Genomic DNA, 24353 nt, shown 5'->3' with positions numbered 1-24353 from the left:
CACACTTTCAAACCCTGCCAGGACCGGCTTTCCGTCTCTAATTTTCAACGAAATCGGCCTTAAGTAAGTGCCATTCGAGCAGCGACCTTACTGTCGCTTTGGACAGACCGGCCTCCCACCTCGAAACCAACACCCAGAACCCCAAAGTCTGTTAGATCCAAAAACAAACAAGCCCATCTCCCCACCTTTCAACCTCCACGTCCATTCCCGGTTCACTCCACACCCCGCCGTTCCTCCACTCTCCTTGGCGACCTTCGCCTCTTGGCGGTTCAAAAACTCCCCATCCCCGACCTCCTCCGCGACCTCCGCGCCTCCGCGGTTCGTTCCATCCAAATCCCCGATGCCTTTCACTGATCACTGATCACCGATCACCCCGCACAATGTCTTCCCTTGGCGACCTTCGCGCCTTGGCGGTTCAACTTCCCCCCATCCCCGACCTCCTCCGCGATCTCTCCGCGCCTCCGCGGTTCGTTCCCTCCCCATCCCCGATGCCTTTCACTGATCACTGATCACCGATCACTGATCACCCGGCACAATGTCTTCCCTTCGCGCCCTCTCCGTCTTGGCGGTTCAACTTCCCCCCATCCCCGACCTCCTCCGCGACCTCCGCGCCTCCGCGGTTCGTTCCCTCCCCATCCCCGATGCCTTTCACCGATCACCGATCACTGATCACCCGGCACAATGTCTTCTCTCGACGACCTTTGCGTCTTGGCGGTCCAACTTCCCCCCATCCCCGCCACCCGCGCGATCACCTTGATCTCCACCTGAAACCCCGCCAACCAGTTCACCCCCACCGCCGTCACATTCGGCATCGGCTCCCGGGGAAACGCCTTCTTCATCCCCTCCAACAACAGCCCCACACTCGCCTCCGGATCGATCATGTAGAACGTCAGATCCACCACATCATCGAAGCTCCCGCCAGCCCCCGCCAGCACCCCCTCCAGATTCTCGAACGCCAGCTCCACCTGCGCCTTCAAGTCCGGCTCCGCCGTCCCATCCTCCCGCGCCCCCACCATCCCCGAAACAAACAACAGATCGCCCGAAGCGATCGCAGGTGAATACCCGTGCTCCCTGTAGAGCGCATGCGGCTTCGCCGGAAAGATAGCCTTGCGAGTAGTGCTCATAAGATCGTCGCCCTCAGTCGCACCGGATCCCCTCAAGTCAAGAAAGCTGACACGAAAGAGCACCCATCTCGCACCATCCCCCCAAGCCAACACCTCACCCACGCATCCCGCGCCAACCTCCCCAGCGCCAACGGCGCGACATCCCTCAGCCCGGGGCAAGCGCAGCGTCGCCCCGGGTAGCCCGCCTAACACACGGCGCCCTGTAGGGGCGCGATAAGATCGAGCCCGCAATACCTCTCGACCCACCCCGGAACAAACACCAATAATCACTAATTCTGTTAGATCTAAAAAGCGAGCGAGCCCTCTCTTGCCTCCTAAACTTCGCGTCCATTCGAGGTTCACTCTTCACCCCACCAACCAACTTCCCCCGCGATTCCCCCGCGACCTCTGCACCTCCGCGGTAGACTCCACCGGTCCGGAGCTGGTCAGACCACTTGCCGCCTCGCCGATTCCCACGCTGCTCCCGCCACCATCCCGCTCACCCACGCCGCTCCGAACGCAAGGAGCACGTAGGGCTGCTGATAACGCGCCGAAGTGAACGCCATCCATCCGCCGAGAAAGAAGGCCACCGCCGCCACCGCGGCAAACACCGCGATCCGTAAGGCGGCACGACTACCCCCAGGCAACCCTTCCCGCCTCACCCGCTCCATCGCCACCACCGAGCCAATTCCCGCCACCGCGAGTTGCCCTGCATACAGCCCCATCGAGATCCATCCGCCCGGCCGCCGCCCCCAGCAATCCCACCCATGCAAAAGGTGATTCACCACCAGAGCCACCGCGAGAAGAAGTGATGCACGAACGATCCACATCACCGCTACGGGATCACAGAATCGTCCCGTTGAAACAGGAAAGACACACGGCATTCAAAACAACGCGCGGCCCGGGTCACCACTACTCCCCCGCGTTTCCTCCGCAATCTCTGCGTCTCCGGCTCCTTCTCCTCCGGACCACGGAGAGAAACTACCAAATCCTCACCCTCTCAAGTAGGGTCCGGACTCGACCGGAATCATCTCCCCGAACTGCACGTCCAGCGGCTTCCCGCCCAGCCGCGCGAGCAGCCCCCGCTTCCCGAGCCGGTAGGGCAGATAGATGTTCCGCGCGTAGCCCTCGCACTCCAGCTTCACGCGAATCCCGTCCGGATACTCCGCCTCGTATTGCGCCGGGATATCCACATTCGCGGCCAGCGCCGCCGCAATGATCGAGGAGACAAGAATCTCGACCAGTTCACGGCCTCTCGGTTGCTCCTCTCCATTCCACGCACCCACCGCAGTCACCTTGCCATCGGGGGAAAGCGTCGCCCCGAAAGGATGGAACTCCCCATGGCTGCGCAACATCTGCCCGGCGAAGTCCGAGCAATACGTCAGCAGCTCCTCAAGCTTCCCGGGATCCACGGTCATCTCGCTCATCGGTTTCGTCTATCATACCAACCGACAGCCCCGCCATCAACAACCTCACCCCGCTCTCCCATCGTCATCGGCACATTCTCCGAGAGCCAACCGGTAGACCATCTCATCCATCGCCTCGGCACTCTTGAACAACCTGCCGCCCACCGGCATGAGCCACATCCGGGTTCCGGTCGGCACGTGCTCCGCGACCTGCGAGTCCCCCTCCGGACCACGCATGCAGTGGACAAGGACGCTCTTCGGATCCAGCGGCAGGAACTCACACGTCAGGAACTTCCGCGCCACCTCGCAGGCCATTTCCAAATTGTAGCGGCGTGAGTAGTGCGTCTCCACCAGCAGGCCCGGCGCGCAGATGCCCCATTCATCATCCGTGATCGGGAAGAGGTAGATCAGCTTCGAAAAGCGCTCCATCCCGGACTCGTCCACCCCGTCCGGAATGCCCACGCCCACGGTCTCGCCCATCATCCAGTCCCGCGTGAAAGCGCGGAACCCCTCCGACTCCAACCGTCTGACTGAATCCTCCCGCGTCATGCCATCTTTTGTCAGGCTTGCGACCGGCATTTCAACTCTCTTGTTCCGTCCCGGAAAACCGCCGCACATCATCCGCCGCACCCTGCACGGTGCCGCCGACGATTCGATCCACATCTCCTTCTCCCCCGCTTCCTCCCCGCCTCACATCCCTTCCTCCTTGGCGAACTTCGCGTCTTGGCGGTTCAAAAACCTACCCATCCCCGACCTCCGCGCGCTCTCTCTGCGACCTCCGCGCCTCCGCGGTTCGTTCCATCCCCATCCCCGATGCCTTTCACTGATCACCGATCACTGATCACCCGGCACTTCTCCCCAATCTCCCCAATCTCCCAATAACCCAATCTCCCAATCTCCCAATCTCCCAATAACCCAATCTCCTCACCCCCCACCCTTCCGCACGATCCGCACCACCTCCGGCCGCTTCGCATCCATGAAAAAGTAGCACCGGCCGAAGAGCGCCTTCATCAGGTGCTCGTCGAATTGATTCTCCCCCGCCGGCGTCATCAGCACCTCCGCCCGCGCCAGCGCCTGCAGATGATTCGTCCGGATCGTCTCCATGTGCTCCCTCGTCACCTCGTCCAGCACCACGCTGTAGGCCGGGTGATTGTAGAAGATCAGGATATTCCCGTCGTCCATGTTCCGCGGGTTCATGTCCGGGTGATAGTTGAAGACCTTCGACACCGTCTCCAGCGCCGCCTTCCGCGCCTCCTCATCCGACAGCCCGTCGTCCACCATCACACACGTCCCGTGCTTCAGCACCACGAAGTCCTTCCCGCCATCCGTGTAGTAGTGGAAGCGGTCGATGATCTTCTCCAGCGGCAGCTCGATCTCCGGCTCCCATGCCGGCACCGGCACCGGCGGGAAATCGTTCCTCTCCTCCCCCTTGTTCTTCTTCTCCGGCCTGTCGCCGCCGAATAGTCCCGAGAAGATTCCCATGATGATCGATATAAGTGAGGGTGATCCCGCGCCGCCTCAAATGCGCTCGCGAAATCGGGGGTAGAGTTCAAGCAAACCCGCTCCCGCAGAGCGGACGAATTCCCCCCGACTATTCAACTCCCGATGATCTTGGGAAAGCAAAATCCAGCCACCACTCCACCCGAGCGCGCCTGCCTCACACGCCCCGCCAAAAGAGAGACTAGCATGGATAGCATGGATAGCATGGATAGCATGGACAGCATGGACAGGATCGAAATCCCCTGAAAGCCCCCAGCCCAAACACCCGGCCTCCGACCGCAGTTTCCCCATCTTCTTAATCTGCGTTCATCTGCGTCATCTGCGGTTGAATTCCATCAGCAAACCCGACGCAGGACCCATCAATCCAGTGAGTCGCATCCAGAGCCTCACTGCTCTGCGGTTCACTCCATCAGGTACCGGGGATGACGAGACCGCCCCTCCGAAGAAGCACCTAATCCCCGCCACCCGATCTTAAACATCCTATCCATCCTATCCATCCCAGTCCTTCTCCATTGGATCCACGTTCATATGCTCCCGAGCAGCGCCTGATTGGGATAGCCAGGATCGAAATCCCCGCGAAGACCCCAGCCCAAACACCCCGGCCTCCATCCGCAGTTTCCCCATCTTCTTAATCTGCGTTCATCTGCGTCATCTGCGGTTGAATTCCATCAGCAAATCTCACGCAGGGCCCATCAATCCAGTGAGTGGCATCCAGAGCCTCTCTTGCTCTGCGGTTCACTCCATCAGCTCCCGGGGATGAAGACTGCCCCTCCGAACAGGCACCTAATCCCCGCCACCCGATCTTAAACATCCCATCCATCCCAGTCCTTCTCCATTGATTCAACGTTCATATCCTCCCGAGCAGCGCTTGGTTGGGATAGCCAGGATCGAAATCCCCGCGAAGCCCTCCGCTCCTTCAATCCCATCCTATCGATCCCATCCATCCCATCCATCCCATCCATCCTATCCATCCTATCCATCCTTATCCATCCCAGTCCTCCTCGATTGGATCCGCGTCCCTCGCCCCTCACTTGAAAAACCACCCCATCAGCACCGAGATCCCATACGCGCACAGCGGCACCACCACGAACATCAGCACCAGCGCCACCGTCACCGGCGTATAAAAGCGCACCGCATCCCGCCACCTCGACGGCACCTCCATCGCCGCCGCCCCCGCCTTGATCTCGCGCCGCGTGTTCTGCCGGTAGGCCGCGAAGCTCTCATGCTGCCCCAGCGGCTCCTGCCCCGCATCGCCCTTGTGAAGTTGCGCCACCCTCCCCGTCGCGCAGTCCAGGCAATACGGGCACGCATCTGCCTCATCTCCCAGATAGACCCATGACTCCGGCCACGGCGGCATTCCTGCAAACCCGCGCCGATACTCCAGCGTCCTCTCGATCATCGCCTCCGCATCGTCCAGCACCGCCACCTCATCCGGATCGAAATCATCCCTCGTCCCCGCCAGAAATCTCCGCAAGTCCGCCGGCAGCTCCACCGCGAGCTCCCGTTCGATCCGCACGATGTCGTCCGCTTTCATTCATCCTCGCTCGTCTAGCCTCGCCCACCGCGTCCCATCTGCTCCCGTCCTCCACCCCATCACAAGCAGAGCACGATTGATTCCATTCAATTCCATCCGCCTCCCCCTGTCCAGCCCGCCCCCACGACACGATAGGCCAACCGCATTCAGAAGACGTCATGCGTCGATGGCCCGGGGAATCACCGCCCCAGCGCCAACCGCGCGAAATCCCTCAGCCCGCGGCAAGCAACGCCTCGCCCCGGATAGCGCACCGCACACCCGGTGCCCATAAGGAGCAGCGACCTTACTGTCGCTTTGGACAGACCGGTCTCCCCACCCCAACACCTCATGCGGCGATGGCCCGGGAATCACCGCCCCAGCGCCAACCGCACGAAATCCCTCAGCCCGCGGCAAGCAACGCCTCGCCCCGGGTCACCCCACCCAATCACCCGCAGTCGCCCCTCCACCCCGGAAATAGATTGTCTCCTCCCGCCCCCCATGAAGGCTCGCCCGCCATGGACCTGCGACTGCTTCACCCGGCCGATGCCCTCGCCTACCGCCAGCTACGGCTCCAGGCACTTCGCGAGTCGCCCCCTGCCTTCGGCACCCCGCCGGAGGAAGAAGAAAACCTTCCCTTGGATCACTTCGCCCGCCGGCTCGAGCCCACCGCGGATCGCCGCTTTCTCGGCGCCTTTGAAGAAGAAACAGGCCTCCTCATCGGCAGCCTCCGCCTCTCCCGCTACGATGGCAGCAATGAGTCCCACAAGGCCTACCTCGCCGGCCTCTATGTCCACCCCGCGCACCGCGGCCGGGGCCATGGCCGCGCACTCATCGGCCACGCCCTCGCCCTCGCGAAATCCGATCCCTCGCTACGCCGCCTCAATCTCACTGTCGTCTCTGGCCAGCAAGCAGCCAGAGCCCTCTACCTCTCCGCCGGCTTCACCGAATCCGGCATCGAGTGGGAAGCCTTCGAACATCACGGCTCCTACTACGATGAGATCCTCATGACCTGCGACCTCAGAGCCAGCCATCCACCCGGCCGCCCTCGCGATCCCGGCTGAATCCATCGCCGCCATCCAAGTCCGCCATCCACCCTCGCTCCCCATTCGCAGCGGAGCGAAGTCAGCAGTCGGAGACCCGATCTGCGGCAGCCCTGCTGCCGCTCGAAGCCAGCAGCCCTGCTGCGGGGAAGCACCCGTGTGCACCATCCCCCCGCGGAACGTCCGCCCTTCCGACACGCTGGCAAGCTGACACCACCACTTCGCTTCGCTTCCGACCCCTCATTCCTCATCCACCTCCGCGATCCCTCCGCGACCTCCGCGCCCCCGCGGTTCGTTCTTCACCGGCCCCACGCCTTTCATCCATCACCGATCACCCGCACCTCGCCACCGCCGCCTTTCATCCACCATCCAGCGCCTCCCCTTCGCGAACTTCGCCTCGTGGCGGTTCACCCCCTTACCCATCCCCGCCTCCGCGATCCCTCCGCGCCTCCTCGGATCGTTCCATTCCCATCCCCGATGCCTTTCCACTGATCACTGATCACCGATCACCCGGCACTCCCCCTGCCTTTCCTTTCGTCAATTTCGCCAATTTCGTTGTCGATCCATCTCCCCCCAAACGACACCACCGCACGCTCCACCATCAGCCTCAAAAACTTCGCGTCCTTCGCGTCTTGGCGGTTCAATCACCTACCTATCCCCGACCTCCGCGCTCACTCCGCGACCTCTGCGCCCCCGCGGTTCGTTCCATCGCCATCCCCGATGCCTTTCACTGATCACTGATCACTGATCACCGATCACCGATCACCCGGCACTTTCCTCCACCCTCAGCCCCGGCCCTCCCTATCGCGCAGGAAGCTCGGATACCCCGCCAGCATCGCCCGGATCTCCCGTGTCGTTTCCCGGCTATCACGGATCTCGTACCACGCCTGATCCACCGCCGAGATCGCCATCCATCCCGGGATGGTCGGGTCCGCCCCCGCCCGCAGCAGCAGCGACACGATCTCCGTGTGGCCACCGCGCACCGCCTCCCGGATCGCCGTGTTTCCCGCCCGGGCCTCGTGATGCGCATTCGGATTCACACCCGCTTCGAGCAACCGGATCACCATCGCCGTCTGCCCATGATCTGCCGCACGAATCAGCGGCGTCGCATCCACATAGTCGAATTGCTCCCGAGTCACCGGGCAATCATGCGCGAGGAAGAAATCCATCATCTCCAGATCCCCGAGCTGCGCCGCATCATGCAGCAAGGTATTCCCATCCCGCTCGATTAGATCATCCAGCTCCGCGCCCTCCGCGATCAGCGCCGCCGCCGCCGCGAAGTCCCGTTCGTTCAGCGCCCGCCACAGCGGCGGCCACTCCTCGCAATCCATGTCATACGGGTCGAATGCCATCGTCATCCCCTGACTTTCCTTTCGTCAATTTCGCCAATTTCGTTGTCGACCCATCTCCCTCCAACAACACCGCCCCGCGCTCCACGATCACCTTCAAAAACTTTGCGTCCTTGGCGTCTTGGCGGTGACAATATCCACCATCCCCGCGCCCGCGCCTTCGGCTGTTCCACTGTTCCCGCCCATCCCCGATGCCTTTCACTGATCACCGATCACCGATCACCCGGCACTTTCCTCACGGCAGCAACTTCTCCACCTTCACCCCCCGAGTGAAGCGGTTCGACTCGATCCGATACAGCCGGTCCGCCACCTTGCTCAAGCGCCGCGGCCGATCAATCTCCTTCACCCCCTTGAAGGGCACATAGTGATAGCCGATCGCCGACTGCACATAGAAGATCACCGCCACCGGCTTCTCCCGAGGCCCCATCAAGGACGCCTCCACGCCCTCCGCGAAAGCCTTGTCACTGGCGAGGAATGCCTTGTCGATCTTGATCGCCGGCTCGTCATCGCCCCCGTCCCCGATCGGCTGCGGCCCGCCCAGCAGCTTCGGATCCACCGGCACCTTCAGCGCATCCACCCACGCCACCAGCTTCGCCCCCGCCGCCGCATCCAGCTCGCGCGCAAAGCCTGTTAGAGCCGAAATCCCCAGCAGGCCGGTCACAAGCAGCTTCATCATCATCCCGCACCACTAGCCCCGAATCCCCCACCGATCCAGCCCGGATTCCCCGCCGCGGCGAAGCCAATGCACTCACCTCCACCCACCACGCTTCCTCGCCTCTACCCACCACGCTTCCCCGCCTCCACCGACGACGCTCCCTCGCCCCAACCCACCACGCTTCCTCGCTCGAAAAACACACCACGCCTCTTCGTCCCAAAGGGACGTCTCATAAAAGCCCGGCACGTGGTGCCGGGAAAACGGCGCTGCCCCACCCGTCCTGAAGGGACGGCTCATGCGTCTCCCGCCCCGCCATCCCTGCCCCTCATGAAGCATCCCCTCAGGATGCCACCCTCTTCCGCTCATTACCGGCCCTCCGTGCCGGGCTCCTATGAGTGGTCCACTTCGGGACGAAAGACCACTTCTCTGCCGCAGTCCCGTGATCACACCTGTTAGAGCCCGCGATCCCGCGGCACATCATCCTCAGTATCCCCCATACCATCCGGCCCCGCCGACCACACCCTCATCCCCTTTCCCTCCGTCACCACCATAAGATAAGCCCGGCCCCACGGATCGATCGCCGACCCATCCGGCGAGAGCCTCAGCCTCGCGCGATTCAGATAAGGATCCTTCCCATCCTCGCGAGCCTTCGTGAGCGTCGCGATCACCTCGCGATTGCCACCCGCCGGCCACCTCTCGGATTCGGACTCGGACTCGAATTCCTCGTCAATCGAATACAATCGCGCAGCGCTTTCCAGAGCCCTTGTCTCCGCCCTGACCATCCTCGTCTTGTCATTCAGCTCCACCCGCACCGTCCTCCGCCACGCCAGTACACTGAGAAGCGCGGCGACGCACGCCACCAGCAGAATCACCGGCCTCCAACTCCGCAAGCTCGCTCGCGGATCATCCGCATTCGAGCACCGCCAGATGAATCCCAACACCCCCACCCAAGCCATCAACGGCACCAGGATCACCGCGTAGTCCCAAAGGGTGATCACCGTGGCCAGCACGCTCATGGAAGTCCCAGCATCGATCCCTGACCCTAGCCGCGCCCCCACAATCATCAATATTCAATCGCCAATCTCCAATCCTCAATCCCCACCCCTCACGCCCCCAGCCACCCCACCACGAAGCACACCATGTAATTCGCCATCGCGACAAACATCACCGCCACCAGCAGCACCACCAATTGCCGCCCGCTCACCCTTGCCGCCCGATGATCTTCCCCTTGCTGAAGATCACCGCCTGAGGCGAGCCCTTCTTCCCCGCGGCGGGCTTCACCACCACGATCCCGGAGTCCGGGGCGTCCGGCACCACCCGCGGGACCATCGGTGCGTTGTCCGAGAAATACCGTTGCTTCAGCGCCTTCAGGCTCGGACTGATGACCTCGATCACCGGCTTTGGTGCCGCAGCATCACGCAGCGGCGCCGTGCCACCTTCCGCCACGGTGTAGTGCGGGAGCTCCTTGGCGACCAATTCGCGGGCTTTTTCCGGGGACATGGCTTGCGATAAAAAAGGTTGATTCCATAGGCTGACGGGCAATCCGCCCTCAGACACCTGTTGACATACTCTCCGTGATCCGGGGTGGCATTGCAAGGGGGTTTACCAGCCCAGCCCCAGGCAAGTGAACTGGTGAAAGGTCTTGTACTCCGCCGCCTGGAAGGAGAGTTCCGTCTTCCCGTGCGGCAGCCCATTCAGGTAGAGGAGCCGCGCCTGGTGCAGGGCCAGCGCAGGCCACATCCGTGCTTCATTCATGGCCTCCCAGAAGGCCGAATGCATCGGTCCGCCCAAGAACCCATAAGGCTCCGCATCCGGTGAATAGTGCACCCCCGTGCAGCCGATGTATGCCCGAGCCCCGCGCCGTAGGAATGCCAGCGCCAGCGAATCCTCGCTGGACCGCACCTTGGCCGGCCCCGGCAAGGCGGACCACGCGGCGGGACGATCCAGCGTGAGCGCGCCCCAACAGCAACCGGTGAAGACCACCGCACCTGCGCACCGCTCCGGCAGACATCGCAGGTCGAATGCCGGGATCTGGCTGTCGTCCTCCTCCGACTCCTCGCCCCAGAAAACCGAGGCGTCTTCAAATGCACCGTGAAGCATCAGGTAGATCCGGCCCGCATCCACGGACTCGACCGGCACACTGCCCGGCCCGGTCGTGGCGGAGGTCAGGCAGGTCCCCTCCCCCACCTTCTTGAAGACCCCCTCGGCGAAGGGCCTGTTCAAATTCCGAAGCCCGAAGGTCCCGGCCGCCGGCGCGGGTCGCTCGGGCGCGCTCAGGGCGGCCAGCAGCAGATCCGCCGAATGCCCGTCCGGCACCCGGCTCACCGGCACCTCGTTGGCACCCGCCCCATCCACATCGCCATACGGATGATCACTCCAGACGATGAAGTCATCCTGATCCTGCTGGGAGAGAGGCAGGGGATTCGCTTTGAAATGATCTCGCAGCTCCTTTGGCAGCGCATCCACCACCACATGCGGCACCACATCATGCCCGCCCACCAGCAGCACGCCCACATAGTCCGCACCGGTGGCCGCCGCCTCTGCCAGCACTTGGCGGACCACCTCCCTCGCCGGCAGCGACCCGCTGCCGGTGGAAGGCAGTTCTCCCAGGACATCCAGACCCGCACCCTGCAGCATCCGGATCGCACGGTCCGCCGCTTCCTGACCCACATTCGCGGCCAGGCGCGCGCGATCCGTCACCGCCAGCAAGCGCGGGAAACTCCGCCCCCCGCCCAGCTTCATCGTCTCGACGGGCTGATCGGGGGGCTGCTTAAAATCCCGCGGCTGCCCGGTCACCGCCGCCTCCGTCTTCGAGGCTTCCGTATCCGCTTCCGGGTCCACATCGATCGTTACGGTCACCCGCGTCTTCTGGTGGGGCACCTTCACATTTACCTCCACAAAGCCCGTTGCACCCGGCGGCGGATCCGGGCGTCTTAATCCCATGCCGCCGCCTGCCACCGTACCGGGACCGGGCGACGGACCCTGCGGAATCACGACCCTCACCGGCGCTTCCGTCTCCGGCCGGTTCACCACTGCCGGAGCAGCCGCAGCATCGTGATCCAGGTTCGGCGTGAAGTCATCGTAGTAACCGCGTTCCCCGTGGGCAGTCACTTCACCATTCGCGACCACGCAGGTGATCATCCCGTTGCGGTCATTGCGCAGCCACTTGTCCGGCACCTCCGCCGCTCGATCGCTCAGCTCCCGCAGGCGTCCCGCGTGAGGATGATCGTCCTTCTCGCCGCCGCTGTGGATCACCAGCGCATCCCACCCCATGTCCCTCAGCCACGGCAGATCCACTCCGTTGTCGCTCGTGTGGTGGCAGGTTTTGATCAGCACATACTTGCCGTGGTTTTTCACCTTCTCCCGCAGCACCGCCATGTCCTCATTGATCGCCCGCATGCCCGGCTTGATGAATTGCATGTCTCCGGCCAGTAGCACCCGCTCGCCCGCGCCGCCGAAGGACAGAATAATGCTCTGGTTGTTCAGAGCGTGGCCGGGCCGCGACTTCGACGCGTCCATCAGGCTCACCCCATCCGCCAGCGGCTCCTGGCTCACCAGCCAGCGATAGAGATCCACCCGCGAAGCCTCCGCATCCGTGAATCCCGCCACCTCCACCCGCCCCCGGATCGCCGCCGCCGCATCCGACAGCGACTTGTGAACCGCATCCGCACAGGCCACCAGATGCCCCTTCGACGGTCCCAGAATGGCCAACTCCCAGTGGCTGAATGCCTCGAGCAGCTCCGTAGTACGACTCCTGCCGTACCTCACCATGCGGGTCCCGTCATCCTTCAGCTTCTCCAGCATCTCGCCATACTCGTCCTCCTGCAGCACCGCATCTGCCAGGAATCTGGCTACCGCGGCGGGATCCGAGAGATCCGGCACCGTATCCTCCCGCAGCGCAGCCAGCACCGCCCGCACTCCCTCCGGCAGATCATCCCCATCGCGCGCTCCGTCGGTATCCCGATGGCGGCCCCAGCCGTATTTCTCATCCGCCACCAGCGCCCACTCCGCGGTCAGGATCTCGTCCTTCACCAGCCTCGGCAGGCAGCCGATATGATCCTTGTGAGCATGCGTCACCACCAGCAGCTTCAGGTGAAAGGGCGGCTCCGTCTCCAGCGCCTTTGCCATCTGGTCCTGCAGCGCGGGGCGCGCTCCATCTTGCCGTGACTCCCAGTCCCGCGGATGCCCGCCATCGATGAGGATCAGCTCGCCGTCCTTCCGGCACAGGATGCAGTCCCCGTACTCCTCGGGACCCACGTCCAAAAAGAAAAATTCCATGCTCATAGATCAGAAAGGGAGGGAATCAAGCGGCGCGACGGATTTCCCGCCGTCGCTCTGGATGGATTGAATCGAATCGAATCGAATTGAATTGGATTGGATTGAATTGGATTGGATGGCATTGCTTTCCCGCAGGTCAGTACTTCACGGAGATCCCCAGCGTCATCGTATCAGTATCCTGTTGTCCTTCCTCGGGATTGTCGCCCCATTTCAAGCCGGCGCTCAGGCCGATGTGCTGCTCATCGGGCTGGAGGATATCGGTCTTGTTCTTGGAGCTGCGGGTATCAAACCAATAGGTCAGCGTGGAATTCAGGAACCACTGCTGCTCATCGTATCTGCCATAGTCGCCCGAGGTATCGAAGTGCTCCCAGAAGGTCAGCTTGTTATCCAGCGTCAGCCGGTTCCCCAGGTGCTCCGGCAGCAGGATGAGGCCCAGGTTCAGCGAGGCCTTCGCGGAGATCCTGTCGCCATCCCGGAATCCCTTTGCACCATTTCCCTCCTCATACTGAAGCCCGAATACCGGCTCCACAACGGCCGTCACCACTCGCGGGATCAAGGTGAACTCGTTCCCGATGCAATACTGCGGCAGGGCCGGATAGAGTGACACGTCAGTGATCAGACCTTCACCCGTATAGATCTTGTCCCGCTTGTAGGCCAGCGTCCCGCGGATCCGCTGCGTCTCCTCCCCGATGAAGAAAGCATTCCAGTCCAAGCTCCCGCCGAGGAAGAGGCTGTCCACTCCGCGGTCATCCGTCTTCGTCCGCGACTTGGTCAGATGATGATACTCGCCCAGCAGCCCCCAGGCGAAGTCCGTCTCGCAGATGTCCTGCTCGAACGAGACTCCCAGATCCGCGCTCCTGACATCCTTGCCATCCTTCGTTCGCGTGAAGGAGAAGGTCGCGGGATTCGCCGTCTTCAAGCTATCCCTCACCGACTGCCTCACCTGGAACTTCACCTTCTTCTCCTCCGTGAGATACTGCGAGATCCGCGTGATCGCCTTCTCGTCCTTCTCCGGCTCTCCCATGGTGGGCTTGTCGTCGGGATCCTCTTCCGTTCCCACCTTCGAGAGCCTGTCATACTCCTCCTTTGCCGCTTTCAGCTCGTTCTCAGCCTTCGTCACCCGCGCCTCGGCCTCCCTCAGCTTCTTCGTTGCAGCATTGTCTTCCGCCGCTCTCGAGCCCGATGGAATTACGGCACAGGCCAATCCCACCATGCAACTCAAGGCCCGGTTCACGCTCATGTTCATGCTCATGAAGTTTTGCTATTGGCTGCCACGTGGGTCAGATGGATGGCGTCCTTCACAGTCGTCGCATTCTCCGCGGAAACGGGAGGCACCTTCGCCCCCCCGAAGCTCGCGCTGATCTTGCCGTAGTTCTTTCCCAGTCCCCTCCGGACCGGGTCCTTCAGCTTGAGCTCCTTCTTGAGTTCCAGTCTCTCGTCCTCAATCGCCAGCTTGTTCAGCTTGTCCGGCGCCGCACCATACATCGTCGCCTTGGCATGAAGAAGCTTGCAGACCAAGGGAACGATCGCCTCCCGTGGCGGATCGTCGAGTTTCTCCGGCCCGTCTGGCTTGAAGCCGACAGTTGCTATAATGGGTTTCGCGACCTTGTTGGTTCTCGCCGCCGCGGCAGGCGTCTCGGCCTTGACAGGCCTGGCAGCTTTCGCCGCCTTGGCAGGCTTCGCGACCTTGGCGGCGGCAGCCTTCGGGCCGTCTTTCAAGGCCGCAATTTTCCCGGCCGGTTTCTTTTTGGAGGACATGGGGAGTGATCCAGACTGATTACATCAGGCAATGCATGTTAGTAAGACACGTCAACACAAAACACGAATCATCGGACCCCCAAATCCAGAACAACCGCGATCAATAAAACGGACGCATCATATCATGCTCCCGTCTCAGCAGGATGTTGCTGCTGCTGGCGTCTCACCACCCGCGCCTTCCGCCGCTGCCACCAGGCGACCACCCCCAGCCACGCCACCGCATAAGATCCCGCGATCACCCACAGCGCCACGTGCGCCTCCTCAACTGCGACACCTATCCAAGCGAACTCGCCGTCATCCAGTGATCGAGAAAAGGCGGGAGGAACATCGAACTGCCGTCCCCTCGCCCCCCCACCGAAATTAGCGAGCGGGTTTCGACGAGTTGAAAAGTTGACCCCGGCGCTGCGCTCCTGATGCGTGGTGCATTGCCAAGTAACGTCTCCCACCGCCACCCACACCAGATGCTCCCGCTTTCCTCCATTCCAGTTCCACTCCACGGTGGACATGTACCCACCCGAGTCCCACCACGCCCACAGCAAGAACACCAGCCCCGGCACCCCGAGCCAGAAATGCCGTGATCGATGGAAAGCACGCGCAGCCACTCGCCCCACTCCAACAGAAACACCGCGCCCCCGCAATCACCGCCGCCCCGCCTCACTCTCAAACGTCTGGCAATCCCTCGCCAGCCAGCCGAGAAAGAAAACACCGATGGCCCGATACCAGCTCAGATCCCCTCGCCTCCACGCCGACTTCAATGGCTACTTCGGCGACCTGCTCTGCCTTTCCCATGGCGACACCTGCCAGACCGAGCACGGCGAAGCCGTCGAGTTGAGAGAAGGCATGATCGTCACTGCCTACGATCCCGATGCGAATGAAGCCGGCGAACGCGACGACCTCATCGCCACCGGCATCGTCGAGCCCTCACCCGAGTGGCTCCGCTGCCGCGGATCCCGCTGGTGCCTCCGCATCGACGAGAACGGCCTCCGCAGCGAGTCCGACATCCCGCCCTCCGAAAAAGCCTGACCCACCCGCGCCCCGCCCCGCCCCGGGACCGCCGGTCTTCAGACCGGCCTCACCCTCCCCGCACCTTTGGCTTTGTCGAAAAAGCGATTCACCGCCAAGACGCCAAGATCGCCAAGCCAAGAGGAAGCAAGAGAAGACATCCAGTTTCCAGACTTGGCGTCCTTCGCGTCTTGGCGGTTCAATCACCTCCCCATCCCCGCCCTCCGCGCTCTCTCTGCGACCTCTGCGTCTCCGCGTCTCCGCGTCTCCGCGGTTCGTTCCACTGTACCATCCCCATCCCCGATGCCTTTCACTGATCACTGATCACTGATCACCCGGCACTTTTCCCAGCTCCCCAATCTCCCAATAACCCAATAACCCAATCTCCAATCCTCACCCCACCACCTTCACCTTACCCGACACATCCCGCTCGTACCCGTGGATCCTCTTCCCCTCCGGATTGATGAATTGCACCGTCATCTTCTCCTCCGTCACGTGGATGTGATTGAAGCCCCGCGTCTGCATCGAGAACCCGCGCTCCTTCCCGATCACCTCATAGCGGCTAGCCCCGCCGCCGCCCGACACCACGAAGTCCGGCGAAAACCCATCCACCCGCAAGTGCTGCAAATTATGATCGTGCCCCGACAGATACAGCGACACCCGCTTGTCCCGCAGATACGGCTCCCACTGCGCCAATAGCTTCGCGCCCGCCGCATCCCCGCGATCCTTCGTCTCCGAAAAAATCGGATAGTGCGATACCATCCACAGCCACTTCGCCTGCGTCGGCTTCGCCATCTCCGCCTCCAGCCAGCGCTTCTGCGCCAGCTTCTCTTGCGGCGTCAGCGCCCCCTCGAAATTGTTTCCATCCAGATAGATCACCTTCACCAGCGGCCGCTTGTTCGCACCCGCCAGCTCGAAGGCATACCACTTCCCCGGCATCTTCCACCGCGACCCCGGATTCTCCCGCGACCGCGCAAGCTGGTAGTCCGCCTTCGTCCGCCCCTGCTTCGAATCGTACTGCGGACCGTAATCGTGATTCCCTAACAGCGCGTAAAACGGGCAATCGAAATCCTTCTGCGGATACATCCCCGAAAACCGCGCCCCGAACTGCTCCGGCATGAAGTGCCCGTAGAAATTATCCCCCAGCGCCAGCACGCACGACAGCGGACTGCCCAGCGCCTTCGTGAAGCCCGCCATCGCCCTCGCCACCTCCCGCTGCTTGTCATTGTTCGTCCCGTAATCCCCCACCGCCAGCAGATCGATCCCGCCCGGCGCGAACCGCACCTGCGGCGCCCCACCCGGAATCGCCACGCCCACATCCGCAGCCGCCACCGCCTCCTTCGCCCCCAACCGCCCCGCCAGTCCACCCGCCAAAAAGCTCGAGCTAAACAGCAGCGTCGTCCTCCTCAACGCCTCCCGCCGCGTCATCGGCACGTCCGCGGAAGTCGGAGCATCAGAGTGAGAGTGAGAAAGGGAGGGAGAGTCCGTGTGACTATGGGAATGCCGCTTCATGAGTTTCTGTCGCTGACGATCGATGCGACCCAAGCCGATCCAATTCAACCCGAGCCGCTCCGATTCACTACCACACCCTACGTCGCCCCGGGAGCCACTTTTTCCTAACAATCCTGCGCCCCCTCACTTCCCGCCCCCGGGACCAGCCATAAGGAGCAGCGACCTTACTGTCGCTTTGGACAGACCGGCCTCCTCACCCCAAGATATCATCCGCGGAAACCCCGCGAACCAACAATCCACCGCGAGTTCAATCCCGCCCGCTCCCTCAATTGCCAGGCCCGCTCCTGCGCCATCCTCTTCACCCTCCACCGCCGCGGCCTCCTCCAAACCGCCGCCCAATCCCCCGCCTCCCTCATCCACCTCCTCGCCGAGACCTAGACCTCATTCCTCAGTCGGCTCCAACTGAAAGCGGATTCCCAGCGGACCGTGATACCGGATTCCGCTCCTCACCTTGAGGAACAGCGCAGCCACCTCACGCCTTTCCTTTACCTTCGTGTATTTTCTTACGTAAGCCACAGCACTCTTGGCGATCCACAACTTAAGAAATTCCACAGCCTCATCCAGTGTAGCCCGTCCCGAAAAAAAGCGCTCGAGTGCAGCAATGATGGCCGGTGCAATCAACTTCTCCTGACAGTGCTTCACCAGAACATGACCTCCGATAGCCTCTCCAGCCGCATCAAAGCGATCGAAAGGAATCTCATCAAATCCAACAAAAGCAATCGCGCCGGCTTCGAGAGCAGCCTCAGCCAGCTCGTTTGAGTCACAGCTCATGCAGAATATGACCTTGCCACTGAGCACATCCATCTGATCTCTTTTTATAAATCTCTCAACTTCGTAAGACTGCCCCGTTTCCCTATTACTATACTCACCACCACGAAGATAGTCAGCGCCACCGTGAGCCATGATAACAACAACGCCTTCCACCGAGCTTTTCAACGCACCCATGGCATAGGAGTTCGATTCGTGAGTATCTAAACGAAAGGACCTCACCTGAGATCGAAGAACCTTTTCGATCCGATTCCTAACACGATTAAGAAATTTCAAATCGGCGCTTTGCGCATGAATGCATATCGCTGTCTTGAGCGGATCCATTACGAATTCAAGTCCGTGAAGGCCGCAACTCCATAGTCCACTGCCAGTTGGGTAATTTTCTGGCCTTCGTCGTTTTGGCGTCTCACCAACTTCGCGAGCTCAGCAAAAGTCCGACCAACAAACTCTGCCTCCTCAGGACCAACCACAAGAGCCGGAGTCGTCATCAGGAGACGGTCCACTCTCAGAAGCCAAGTCGGATTGTCCACAGCAGACCTGACTTCGCGCGCTATTCGACTCCTCTGGACGAAATTGGCAACCTCGGCATGAAATATTCTTCGTAGCTGTGTATCAGAAGCCCCTCCTCCGAGCAATTCATTCACATATTTCGAAAGCGTCCCCGAATAGAGGAGCATCGTTGCGGATCTGTTCGCTTCACGCGCCGCCTCGGCAACGCGCAGACAAACTTCAAGATTCCGATGCCCATCAAATCCGAAATCGCCAAGATACAGATCAATTATAATGACATCCCAAAACTCGGTCGCAGCTTCCGCAACTCTGGCGAGCAATTTTGCCAGCGTTTGATCTGGAGTTCTTCCATCCGAAAAGAAATCTGACGGATTAATGTGCATTAATTCAGGAGCATTACCGCTCTCGTCCCGAATTTCCGTTTCAAGCTCGCCAGCAAAAGCTGGATCTTGATCATCCACAATCAGCACTCGTCTCATCGGTAAAAGACGATTCTGAATTGAGCACCGCCCATCATGGGATCATTGCCGACGAAACTGATTTCACCTCCCATCCCCGTTACTATCTCTTTGCACGTATAGAGACCTATTCCCGACCCCCCTCTTCCGCTTATCCCCAACTCAAACATCGAACTCAACATGCTCTTCGGGACCTTCTCTCCGTCGTTAGCAACGTCGATCGTTAGGTTCTTCCCAGAGGTTTCAATCGCGAATCGCATGTGCCTCGCGCGTGCTTTCTCAGCATTTGAAATCAGATTGTCGAAAAGTATTGTTGCCTCAATCGGACGCATCATGACCTCAAACGGATTCGCGTTCATATTCACATCGATCTTCAAGCGGTCTGTCTTCTCTACAACATCGCTTGTAAGGTACTCGAAAATATAGCGAGCTAAATCCATCCGGCGGGTCGGATACTGGAGGCTAAAATCAGCCCGCGTCGCGATTCGGCTCGCTCCCACAAGTTGATCCACCCATTTCTGAATTGCCGTTAGCCCCTTCAGGAGTTGATCCTGATCTGCTTTGCCACTCTTGACCACCGCGATCAGCTTTCTCACGTTCTCGCGGAGTTCTGGGGCTGCGATTCCAATCCAATGTTCGAGGTGAAGGCGCTGCAATTCCGGATCGGCAGTCGTGGCCAATAGGAAGACGTTCTTCTGCCTCTCATCAGCGAGTTGCTTCTCGCTCAGAGCTTTTTCTTTCCGCGCTTGGCGTGCTTCCGTTTCGGCCTCCTCCTTTGCGGTGGCCAAGGCCTTCACCCGCCTTTCAGTGCGGGCTACCTCTCGTCGCAATTTTTGGTTGCCTGTCTTCTCAGCAATCCGCTTAAAGTTGCTCAAGGCCGTGGTAACACTCGCTGACTGCCGCTCTTCAAGAATATCCAGCAAGTGAGGATCGTATTGGACGTCGAGGACGTCAGGATCATTCGTGAGCTTGTTAATTACTTCTAATATCTGCGCTTTAACATCGCTCGGGAGCAATTCCTCGTCGGATCCTTTTACAGGATTCCCCCACTTGATGACATCTACCGCATAAATCTCGAGGCGCCTCAAAACATACTCTTTGAAAAACTGAAGCAACTCTCGCCATTCTGGCGATTCGATGAATCCCGAGTTTCTACTAGAAGTCTCCTTGAATCTATTATTGCCGCCAAAAATCTCCACTCTCCCAGACAAGTCACGGGTTCCAAGATATCTCGACTGACCTTGCTGCTTGCGCCGCTCAATACCAAAACCATCATCTCCTTCTTCCCCCAAAGGATGAACCCGAAATCCATTCTTATAAAGAAATACAGAGCCATAGCTTACGTTCCTGACTCCCATGACTTTGAGGAAATGGATCTTCGCCGACCGGTTCAAGGCGAACAAGTGAACCCGAATATTTTGAAGGTGATAGAACGGGCAGCGCTCAACGAGGCGGTAAATTAGGGTGCCGCGATCTGTGAGGGTAGTCGTGATCTTTTCTCCATCCTCATCCACCTCGCAATGGATTTCGGTTGTTCTCACCCCAAGCTCCTCGAAGAGGAAATTCTTAATTCGTCCATTTACTCTATCTCGACTTTCCGATTCTTCCTTGTCAGCGCTCCCCTCATCCGGGGCACTCAACGTAACAGCGAACCGCTTGGCATCGTTCTCTTGATTGGGATTAATTAGCTTTCGAAGTGAGTCGCGCAGTTTCTTGAGTTGCTCCCGGTCCCATTTCTCTCGCAGTCCCGAGATCTCCAGAATAGTTCCACTTTTCAATTCATGCGGGATCTTGATCGGGGAGTTCCGCTTTATCTTCACCTCTACGAATTCCGTTTCGCTGTCCTCTTCGAAGTCTTGCCAATCGATCTCCAAATGCTCATATGGGCCCGACGCTCTCGTTCTGGTATAAAGGTTCAAGTAACGCCCAAGACGGTCACAGGAGAAGCGACCTACGCCTTTCGCTCCGGCAAATGTGCGTTCGGTATTGATCTTATCGCGGTAGTCCTTGGGCTTGCCCGTCACATCGTCTTCGATGCCTTCACGCTTGGCGGAATACGCCACGAAAAGCCACTTGCTGTCGATGTCGGAGCCGGTCATTCCCTTGCCGTCGTCCTTGATGATTAGCTTCGGATTTTCGGTCGTTAGGCCTTCAAATCTGATCTCCACATTCCGTGCATGCGCATCGAAGGCATTCTTCACCAATTCAAAGACAGCCACGAAGTCGTCGGTGATCAGCTCACGACCGATAATGGTCTTCAGCGCGGAGCTAATCCGAAACGTGTCCTTCGGGTTTTCTTTTCCTTTGGCTCTAGGCATTGGTGAGGATCTGCTTGAGTACAAGGCCCGCCATCTCTGCGAAGAGAGGAGGGACGGCATTGCCTACCTGAGTGTAGCGAGGTGTCTGCAGCACCCGCTGTTTCCCTCCCGTGGTGTATGGTCCTTTGAATTCAAACCAGTCGGGAAAAGTCTGCAAGCGCGCACACTCCCGCACTGTCATGACGCGAGGTTCAGAGTAGTGGACGAAGTCGTCAGGAATCGTCGTCACGGTAGGTGCGGGACCACTTCCATCCAGCACAGTTACGCTCCGCTTCTTCAGGCCAAAGGGTTCTCGCTCCCGACCCAGAATGCAGCGATTGCGGGGGGCTCCACCAAGTAGCCGTTCAAACACGGTTTGAACGTCGGCGGTATGATTCACGAAGCGATGGCTATCCGGAACATACTTGGCATTCCCCAAGCGGAGGTAGCGCTGGAGACCCGACCTTGCCCGCGACACGCGCCCTGACTCAAATCCGTTTGAATCCGGACACTCGACGGTTCCGTATTCCCGATGAAGGTCGGAGAGCGCGGCCCCAGCACCATTGCTGCGGGCGATCCCTCTCTCGGCGAGGAATCCACTCATGCCAGACCTGAGGGCCTCGAAAAAATCACCTGCTCCTCCATTTCTGGTACCAACGACAATGAACCGTTGACGTCGTTGGGGAAGCCCGAAGTCCGACAGGTCGAGGATCTGCCCAACTGCATCCTCGTAGCCCAGCGCTCTCAGCTTCTCGATCACCAGCTCGGAGTAGCTGATACCACGAGCTCGATTCGCCCTGAATCGCATGGTGAATCCGCGGACATTCTCGAAGAAGACCGCGCGGGGTTGCACCAACCTCACGAACTCCAGATAGGAATGCATCAGATCATTCCGCTCGTCGTCCTCCACCCGCCGCCCGGCAGTCGAGAAACCCTGGCATGGTGGACCACCGACCACGAGATCGACTGTGCCGCGGAGCTTCCGCAGTTCACGCGCCTTCTCGCGCAGCAGGTCGGTGATGTTCCAATTCTTAACCTCCAACCAGTCGGGCCATGAGAAGTGACTCTTCTTCCCCATGAGGTTGTAGGAAAGCGTTGCGAATGCATCTCGATTCTTTTCCACCGCGAAGCTGCCTTCCCATCCTGCAAGGTGTAGGCCGACGCTCAGGCCTCCGCATCCCGCGAAAAGGTCGATATATTTCAATGCACTGTCCATTGATGGAGTTGAAAATACGCAGAGGCTGAATACTTGTCCAGGTTAGACATTTCCCCGATGGTTTGGCGATGGTTTTCCGAGCCGTCCGGCGCACTTCGCGATTTGAGACTTCGAAGTCCTTTCCCTTGATCCCTAGCGACATCAAGGATCCCGCCTTCCGGGAGCCATCCAATCTCCAATCTTCACCGGCCTCTGCATCCTCACCCTCACGGTCAGCCCCAGGCGTCTCAAGACGCCAATGACCAGCTCGCGGGCTTTCTGGGCTTCCGCCAGGTCGTGGGTGCGGAGGCGGAATTTCAGCCGCTTGCCGATGACCTTCGTCCCCACCTGCACTGTCACCCGCAGGATCCAGCCCTTGTAGCGATCGTAGTGGAGGTGGTGCTGGCTCGTGGAGGAATCCGCCCGGCTCCCAGCTCCCTCCCCCGTAGCGGAACGGCTATGCCGTTCCGGCTGGGAGGCGTCCGCACCAGCGACACCCTCACTCCCCGCCAATTCGTCCCGCATCTCCGCTTCCTCCTTCGGCACGGGTGCCGATGGCGATTCGCGTTGGCTTTGTCGCTCCCGGGCACCGTTGCGCTTCGGCGGCGACGTAGCCGTCCGGCTTCCCGTCCTCGTTCGCGTGCGAGTCCGGGTCCGCGCCGGCGATGATGCCGGAACCGGGGCCGCGCTCGGCTCCTGATCCGGCGGCGACGGCAACGCCGGCGAGGGCAAAGGTGAAGATGAAGGCGTGGGCCTCACCGCCGGCATCGGGCTTCGCTTCGAGGTCGGCTGCCGCTTCGACTTGGACCTCACCGGCGCGCACTCGTCGTTCATCGAATGGCTACGGCTGCCGGTGGTCGAAGCAGCCATCGCAACCGCCGCCCCGCCAGCCGCCCCGCCAGCCTCGCCAATCTCGCCCCTGTTAGAGGGCAACGTAGTAGCAGCACGCCCCGCCCTCCGTTTCCGCGTGGGAATGGGACTAGCTGTGGGGACAGGAGGAATCATAGGGATCTCGTCAGGCTTCATGGGTATGTTTGTTTGGCTGGTTAAGGGCTTAGGGTTCGCTCCGGTTTCATTCTCTGATCTCTGACCTCCGATCTCCGATCTCTGATCTCTGATCTCTGATCTCCGATCTCTGGCTACTCGCTACTCGCTACGTCAAAAATCCGGTGCCTCCACATTCCACCCGCGGCTCGCCTCCAGTATCCGCCCGATGATCGGGCCGCCGCGCTCCAGGCCGATTTGCTTCGTCCGCAGCAGCTCCGGCAGCGGCGTATTCGCCGTCACGATCGTCGGCAGCAGCCGCGTCTTGCGGAAATCGATCAGCTCGAACAACCGGGCCTCCAGCGATGGCGTCCACGTGTTCTTCCCCAGGTCATCCAGCACCAGCACCGCCGCGTGCTTCCACTCGCGCAAGCTCGTGCGCGCCGCCTCGGCGATGCCGTTATTGTGGCTTCGCAGGTCCTCCACCGCCGCCTGCAGCTCGATCGCCGTGGTCCACACCACGCGCACGCCATCCTCCACGATCAAGTGCCGCGCCAGCAGCGCCACCACCCGCGTCTTGCAACGCCCCGGCAGGCCCGTGATCAGCAGCCATCGCCCGCACGACGGCCGCCAATCGCGCACCCGCTCCCACAGCGCCGCATTGAAGGCCACATGCGTCGTGCTCGTCGCCAGCATCTCCGGCGGCACGATCGCCTCCAGCCTCGCCAACCGCTGCCGCTGCTCCACCCGCGCCGCCTCCCCCCGCACCCGCTCCGCCGACGCCTGCTCCGCCGCCTCGTAGCACCCCGTGCAAAGATCCGCCGGCAGCGAGGGAAACCACTGCCGCAACTCTAACAACGTCGCATCCACCGGTCCGCCGCACGAGCAACGTGGTACGACCTTCATCGTAGTAGGTAAAGCCGCGAGCATGGCCACCGCCGCCCCCGGAATAGTCCGCCGGCGTTCTCTCTCGATGTCTTGTTGAAGGCTCATGGGGTGGTGGGTTAGAGGTTATTTGTTAGAGG

Annotated in this window: 25 protein-coding genes; 3 read left to right on the top strand and 22 right to left on the bottom strand. The window is 60.8% G+C overall.

Annotated features, from left to right (window positions below):
* Positions 1-662 precede the first annotated feature (662 nt).
* The 6 genes from OKA05_RS28710 to OKA05_RS28685 form a co-directional block, all read right to left on the bottom strand.
* The gene (locus OKA05_RS28710) at positions 663-1124 is read right to left on the bottom strand and encodes a RidA family protein (RefSeq protein ID WP_264490671.1); all 462 of its coding nucleotides are present in this window, start codon (positions 1122-1124) and stop codon (positions 663-665) included.
* 425 nt (positions 1125-1549) lie between these two features.
* Positions 1550-1933 carry a hypothetical protein gene (locus tag OKA05_RS28705; RefSeq protein ID WP_264490670.1) on the bottom strand — a complete coding sequence of 128 codons (384 nt, stop codon included), beginning with the start codon at positions 1931-1933 and terminating at the stop codon, positions 1550-1552.
* A gap of 162 nt (positions 1934-2095) precedes the next feature.
* On the bottom strand, positions 2096-2530 hold the full coding sequence (locus OKA05_RS28700) for a hypothetical protein (RefSeq protein WP_264490669.1): 435 nt from the start codon (positions 2528-2530) through the stop codon (positions 2096-2098).
* Positions 2531-2575: 45 nt separating this feature from the next.
* A complete protein-coding gene (locus OKA05_RS28695) occupies positions 2576-3058 on the bottom strand; it encodes a hypothetical protein (protein WP_264490668.1) in 483 nt (160 codons plus the stop codon).
* A 375-nt stretch (positions 3059-3433) separates the two neighbouring features.
* A complete protein-coding gene (locus OKA05_RS28690) occupies positions 3434-3991 on the bottom strand; it encodes a hypothetical protein (RefSeq protein ID WP_264490667.1) in 558 nt (185 codons plus the stop codon).
* Between the two features lie 1045 nt (positions 3992-5036).
* Positions 5037-5543, bottom strand: a complete 507-nt coding sequence (locus OKA05_RS28685; protein WP_264490666.1) for an SMI1/KNR4 family protein — start codon at positions 5541-5543, stop codon at positions 5037-5039.
* Between the two features lie 494 nt (positions 5544-6037).
* On the opposite strand from OKA05_RS28685, the gene OKA05_RS28680 reads away from it, so the two are divergent.
* A complete protein-coding gene (locus tag OKA05_RS28680; RefSeq protein WP_264490665.1) occupies positions 6038-6583 on the top strand; it encodes a GNAT family N-acetyltransferase in 546 nt (181 codons plus the stop codon).
* A gap of 764 nt (positions 6584-7347) precedes the next feature.
* Here the strand turns inward: OKA05_RS28680 and OKA05_RS28675 are convergent.
* The 8 genes from OKA05_RS28675 to OKA05_RS28640 form a co-directional block, all read right to left on the bottom strand.
* Complete coding sequence (locus tag OKA05_RS28675; RefSeq protein ID WP_264490664.1) at positions 7348-7920, bottom strand: ankyrin repeat domain-containing protein; 573 nt, start codon at positions 7918-7920, stop codon at positions 7348-7350.
* Between the two features lie 226 nt (positions 7921-8146).
* Positions 8147-8584 carry a hypothetical protein gene (locus tag OKA05_RS28670; protein WP_264490663.1) on the bottom strand — a complete coding sequence of 146 codons (438 nt, stop codon included), beginning with the start codon at positions 8582-8584 and terminating at the stop codon, positions 8147-8149.
* A 434-nt stretch (positions 8585-9018) separates the two neighbouring features.
* The gene (locus OKA05_RS28665; protein ID WP_264490662.1) at positions 9019-9582 is read right to left on the bottom strand and encodes a hypothetical protein; all 564 of its coding nucleotides are present in this window, start codon (positions 9580-9582) and stop codon (positions 9019-9021) included.
* 184 nt (positions 9583-9766) lie between these two features.
* Complete coding sequence (locus OKA05_RS28660) at positions 9767-10066, bottom strand: hypothetical protein (RefSeq protein WP_264490661.1); 300 nt, start codon at positions 10064-10066, stop codon at positions 9767-9769.
* A 102-nt stretch (positions 10067-10168) separates the two neighbouring features.
* Positions 10169-12844, bottom strand: coding sequence for an MBL fold metallo-hydrolase (locus OKA05_RS28655; protein WP_264490660.1), 2676 nt, complete (start codon positions 12842-12844; stop codon positions 10169-10171).
* A 136-nt stretch (positions 12845-12980) separates the two neighbouring features.
* Complete coding sequence (locus tag OKA05_RS28650) at positions 12981-14096, bottom strand: hypothetical protein (protein ID WP_264490659.1); 1116 nt, start codon at positions 14094-14096, stop codon at positions 12981-12983.
* A complete protein-coding gene (locus OKA05_RS28645; protein WP_264490658.1) occupies positions 14093-14602 on the bottom strand; it encodes a hypothetical protein in 510 nt (169 codons plus the stop codon). The genes OKA05_RS28650 and OKA05_RS28645 overlap by 4 nt, the downstream gene beginning before the upstream one ends.
* A 122-nt stretch (positions 14603-14724) precedes the next feature.
* Positions 14725-15204 carry a hypothetical protein gene (locus OKA05_RS28640; protein ID WP_264490657.1) on the bottom strand — a complete coding sequence of 160 codons (480 nt, stop codon included), beginning with the start codon at positions 15202-15204 and terminating at the stop codon, positions 14725-14727.
* A 106-nt stretch (positions 15205-15310) separates the two neighbouring features.
* Between OKA05_RS28640 and OKA05_RS28635 the strand changes: the two genes are divergently transcribed.
* On the top strand, positions 15311-15625 hold the full coding sequence (locus OKA05_RS28635) for a hypothetical protein (protein WP_264490656.1): 315 nt from the start codon (positions 15311-15313) through the stop codon (positions 15623-15625).
* Positions 15626-15997: 372 nt separating this feature from the next.
* Here the strand turns inward: OKA05_RS28635 and OKA05_RS28630 are convergent, their stop codons facing one another.
* Entirely contained in the window at positions 15998-17032 is a 1035-nt protein-coding gene (locus tag OKA05_RS28630) for a metallophosphoesterase (RefSeq protein WP_264490655.1), read from the bottom strand.
* Between the two features lie 318 nt (positions 17033-17350).
* Here OKA05_RS28630 and OKA05_RS29555 point away from each other — a divergent pair, with 318 nt between their 5' ends.
* A complete protein-coding gene (locus OKA05_RS29555; RefSeq protein WP_439331387.1) occupies positions 17351-17494 on the top strand; it encodes a DarT1-associated NADAR antitoxin family protein in 144 nt (47 codons plus the stop codon).
* Between the two features lie 3 nt (positions 17495-17497).
* Here the strand turns inward: OKA05_RS29555 and OKA05_RS28625 are convergent, their stop codons facing one another.
* From OKA05_RS28625 to OKA05_RS28595, 7 genes are all read right to left on the bottom strand, one after another.
* Positions 17498-18208 carry a hypothetical protein gene (locus OKA05_RS28625; RefSeq protein WP_264490654.1) on the bottom strand — a complete coding sequence of 237 codons (711 nt, stop codon included), beginning with the start codon at positions 18206-18208 and terminating at the stop codon, positions 17498-17500.
* Complete coding sequence (locus OKA05_RS28620; protein WP_264490653.1) at positions 18208-18873, bottom strand: hypothetical protein; 666 nt, start codon at positions 18871-18873, stop codon at positions 18208-18210. The genes OKA05_RS28625 and OKA05_RS28620 overlap by 1 nt, the downstream gene beginning before the upstream one ends.
* Positions 18870-21170, bottom strand: coding sequence for an ATP-binding protein (locus OKA05_RS28615; RefSeq protein WP_264490652.1), 2301 nt, complete (start codon positions 21168-21170; stop codon positions 18870-18872). Before OKA05_RS28615 ends, OKA05_RS28620 begins: the two co-directional genes overlap by 4 nt.
* Complete coding sequence (locus tag OKA05_RS28610; RefSeq protein WP_264490651.1) at positions 21163-22365, bottom strand: DNA cytosine methyltransferase; 1203 nt, start codon at positions 22363-22365, stop codon at positions 21163-21165. The genes OKA05_RS28615 and OKA05_RS28610 overlap by 8 nt, the downstream gene beginning before the upstream one ends.
* Positions 22366-22506: 141 nt before the next feature.
* The gene (locus OKA05_RS28605) at positions 22507-22890 is read right to left on the bottom strand and encodes a hypothetical protein (protein ID WP_264490650.1); all 384 of its coding nucleotides are present in this window, start codon (positions 22888-22890) and stop codon (positions 22507-22509) included.
* The gene (locus OKA05_RS28600; RefSeq protein ID WP_264490649.1) at positions 22844-23167 is read right to left on the bottom strand and encodes a hypothetical protein; all 324 of its coding nucleotides are present in this window, start codon (positions 23165-23167) and stop codon (positions 22844-22846) included. Before OKA05_RS28600 ends, OKA05_RS28605 begins: the two co-directional genes overlap by 47 nt.
* Positions 23168-23502: 335 nt before the next feature.
* On the bottom strand, positions 23503-24321 hold the full coding sequence (locus OKA05_RS28595; RefSeq protein ID WP_264490648.1) for an ATP-binding protein: 819 nt from the start codon (positions 24319-24321) through the stop codon (positions 23503-23505).
* Positions 24322-24353: the final 32 nt, after the last annotated feature.

It is taken from the genome of Luteolibacter arcticus (assembly GCF_025950235.1).
In the GTDB taxonomy this organism is placed as follows: domain Bacteria; phylum Verrucomicrobiota; class Verrucomicrobiia; order Verrucomicrobiales; family Akkermansiaceae; genus Haloferula; species Haloferula arctica.
Note: the sequence above shows the minus strand (reverse complement) of the source record. Positions and strands in the feature narration are given on the sequence as shown.

Excerpts from the sequence above, each read along its gene's own strand:
- OKA05_RS28710 (WP_264490671.1), bottom strand. The coding sequence starts at position 1,124 with ATGAGCACTACTCGCAAGGCTATCTTTCCGGCGAAGCCGCATGCGCTC.
- OKA05_RS28705 (WP_264490670.1), bottom strand. The coding sequence starts at position 1,933 with ATGTGGATCGTTCGTGCATCACTTCTTCTCGCGGTGGCTCTGGTGGTG.
- OKA05_RS28700 (WP_264490669.1), bottom strand. The coding sequence starts at position 2,530 with ATGAGCGAGATGACCGTGGATCCCGGGAAGCTTGAGGAGCTGCTGACG.
- OKA05_RS28695 (WP_264490668.1), bottom strand. The coding sequence starts at position 3,058 with ATGACGCGGGAGGATTCAGTCAGACGGTTGGAGTCGGAGGGGTTCCGC.
- OKA05_RS28690 (WP_264490667.1), bottom strand. The coding sequence starts at position 3,991 with ATGGGAATCTTCTCGGGACTATTCGGCGGCGACAGGCCGGAGAAGAAG.
- OKA05_RS28685 (WP_264490666.1), bottom strand. The coding sequence starts at position 5,543 with ATGAAAGCGGACGACATCGTGCGGATCGAACGGGAGCTCGCGGTGGAG.
- OKA05_RS28680 (WP_264490665.1), top strand. The coding sequence starts at position 6,038 with ATGGACCTGCGACTGCTTCACCCGGCCGATGCCCTCGCCTACCGCCAG.
- OKA05_RS28675 (WP_264490664.1), bottom strand. The coding sequence starts at position 7,920 with ATGACGATGGCATTCGACCCGTATGACATGGATTGCGAGGAGTGGCCG.
- OKA05_RS28670 (WP_264490663.1), bottom strand. The coding sequence starts at position 8,584 with ATGAAGCTGCTTGTGACCGGCCTGCTGGGGATTTCGGCTCTAACAGGC.
- OKA05_RS28665 (WP_264490662.1), bottom strand. The coding sequence starts at position 9,582 with ATGAGCGTGCTGGCCACGGTGATCACCCTTTGGGACTACGCGGTGATC.
- OKA05_RS28660 (WP_264490661.1), bottom strand. The coding sequence starts at position 10,066 with ATGTCCCCGGAAAAAGCCCGCGAATTGGTCGCCAAGGAGCTCCCGCAC.
- OKA05_RS28655 (WP_264490660.1), bottom strand. The coding sequence starts at position 12,844 with ATGGAATTTTTCTTTTTGGACGTGGGTCCCGAGGAGTACGGGGACTGC.
- OKA05_RS28650 (WP_264490659.1), bottom strand. The coding sequence starts at position 14,096 with ATGAGCATGAACATGAGCGTGAACCGGGCCTTGAGTTGCATGGTGGGA.
- OKA05_RS28645 (WP_264490658.1), bottom strand. The coding sequence starts at position 14,602 with ATGTCCTCCAAAAAGAAACCGGCCGGGAAAATTGCGGCCTTGAAAGAC.
- OKA05_RS28635 (WP_264490656.1), top strand. The coding sequence starts at position 15,311 with ATGGCCCGATACCAGCTCAGATCCCCTCGCCTCCACGCCGACTTCAAT.
- OKA05_RS28630 (WP_264490655.1), bottom strand. The coding sequence starts at position 17,032 with ATGACGCGGCGGGAGGCGTTGAGGAGGACGACGCTGCTGTTTAGCTCG.
- OKA05_RS28625 (WP_264490654.1), bottom strand. The coding sequence starts at position 18,208 with ATGGATCCGCTCAAGACAGCGATATGCATTCATGCGCAAAGCGCCGAT.
- OKA05_RS28620 (WP_264490653.1), bottom strand. The coding sequence starts at position 18,873 with ATGAGACGAGTGCTGATTGTGGATGATCAAGATCCAGCTTTTGCTGGC.
- OKA05_RS28615 (WP_264490652.1), bottom strand. The coding sequence starts at position 21,170 with ATGCCTAGAGCCAAAGGAAAAGAAAACCCGAAGGACACGTTTCGGATT.
- OKA05_RS28610 (WP_264490651.1), bottom strand. The coding sequence starts at position 22,365 with ATGGACAGTGCATTGAAATATATCGACCTTTTCGCGGGATGCGGAGGC.
- OKA05_RS28595 (WP_264490648.1), bottom strand. The coding sequence starts at position 24,321 with ATGAGCCTTCAACAAGACATCGAGAGAGAACGCCGGCGGACTATTCCG.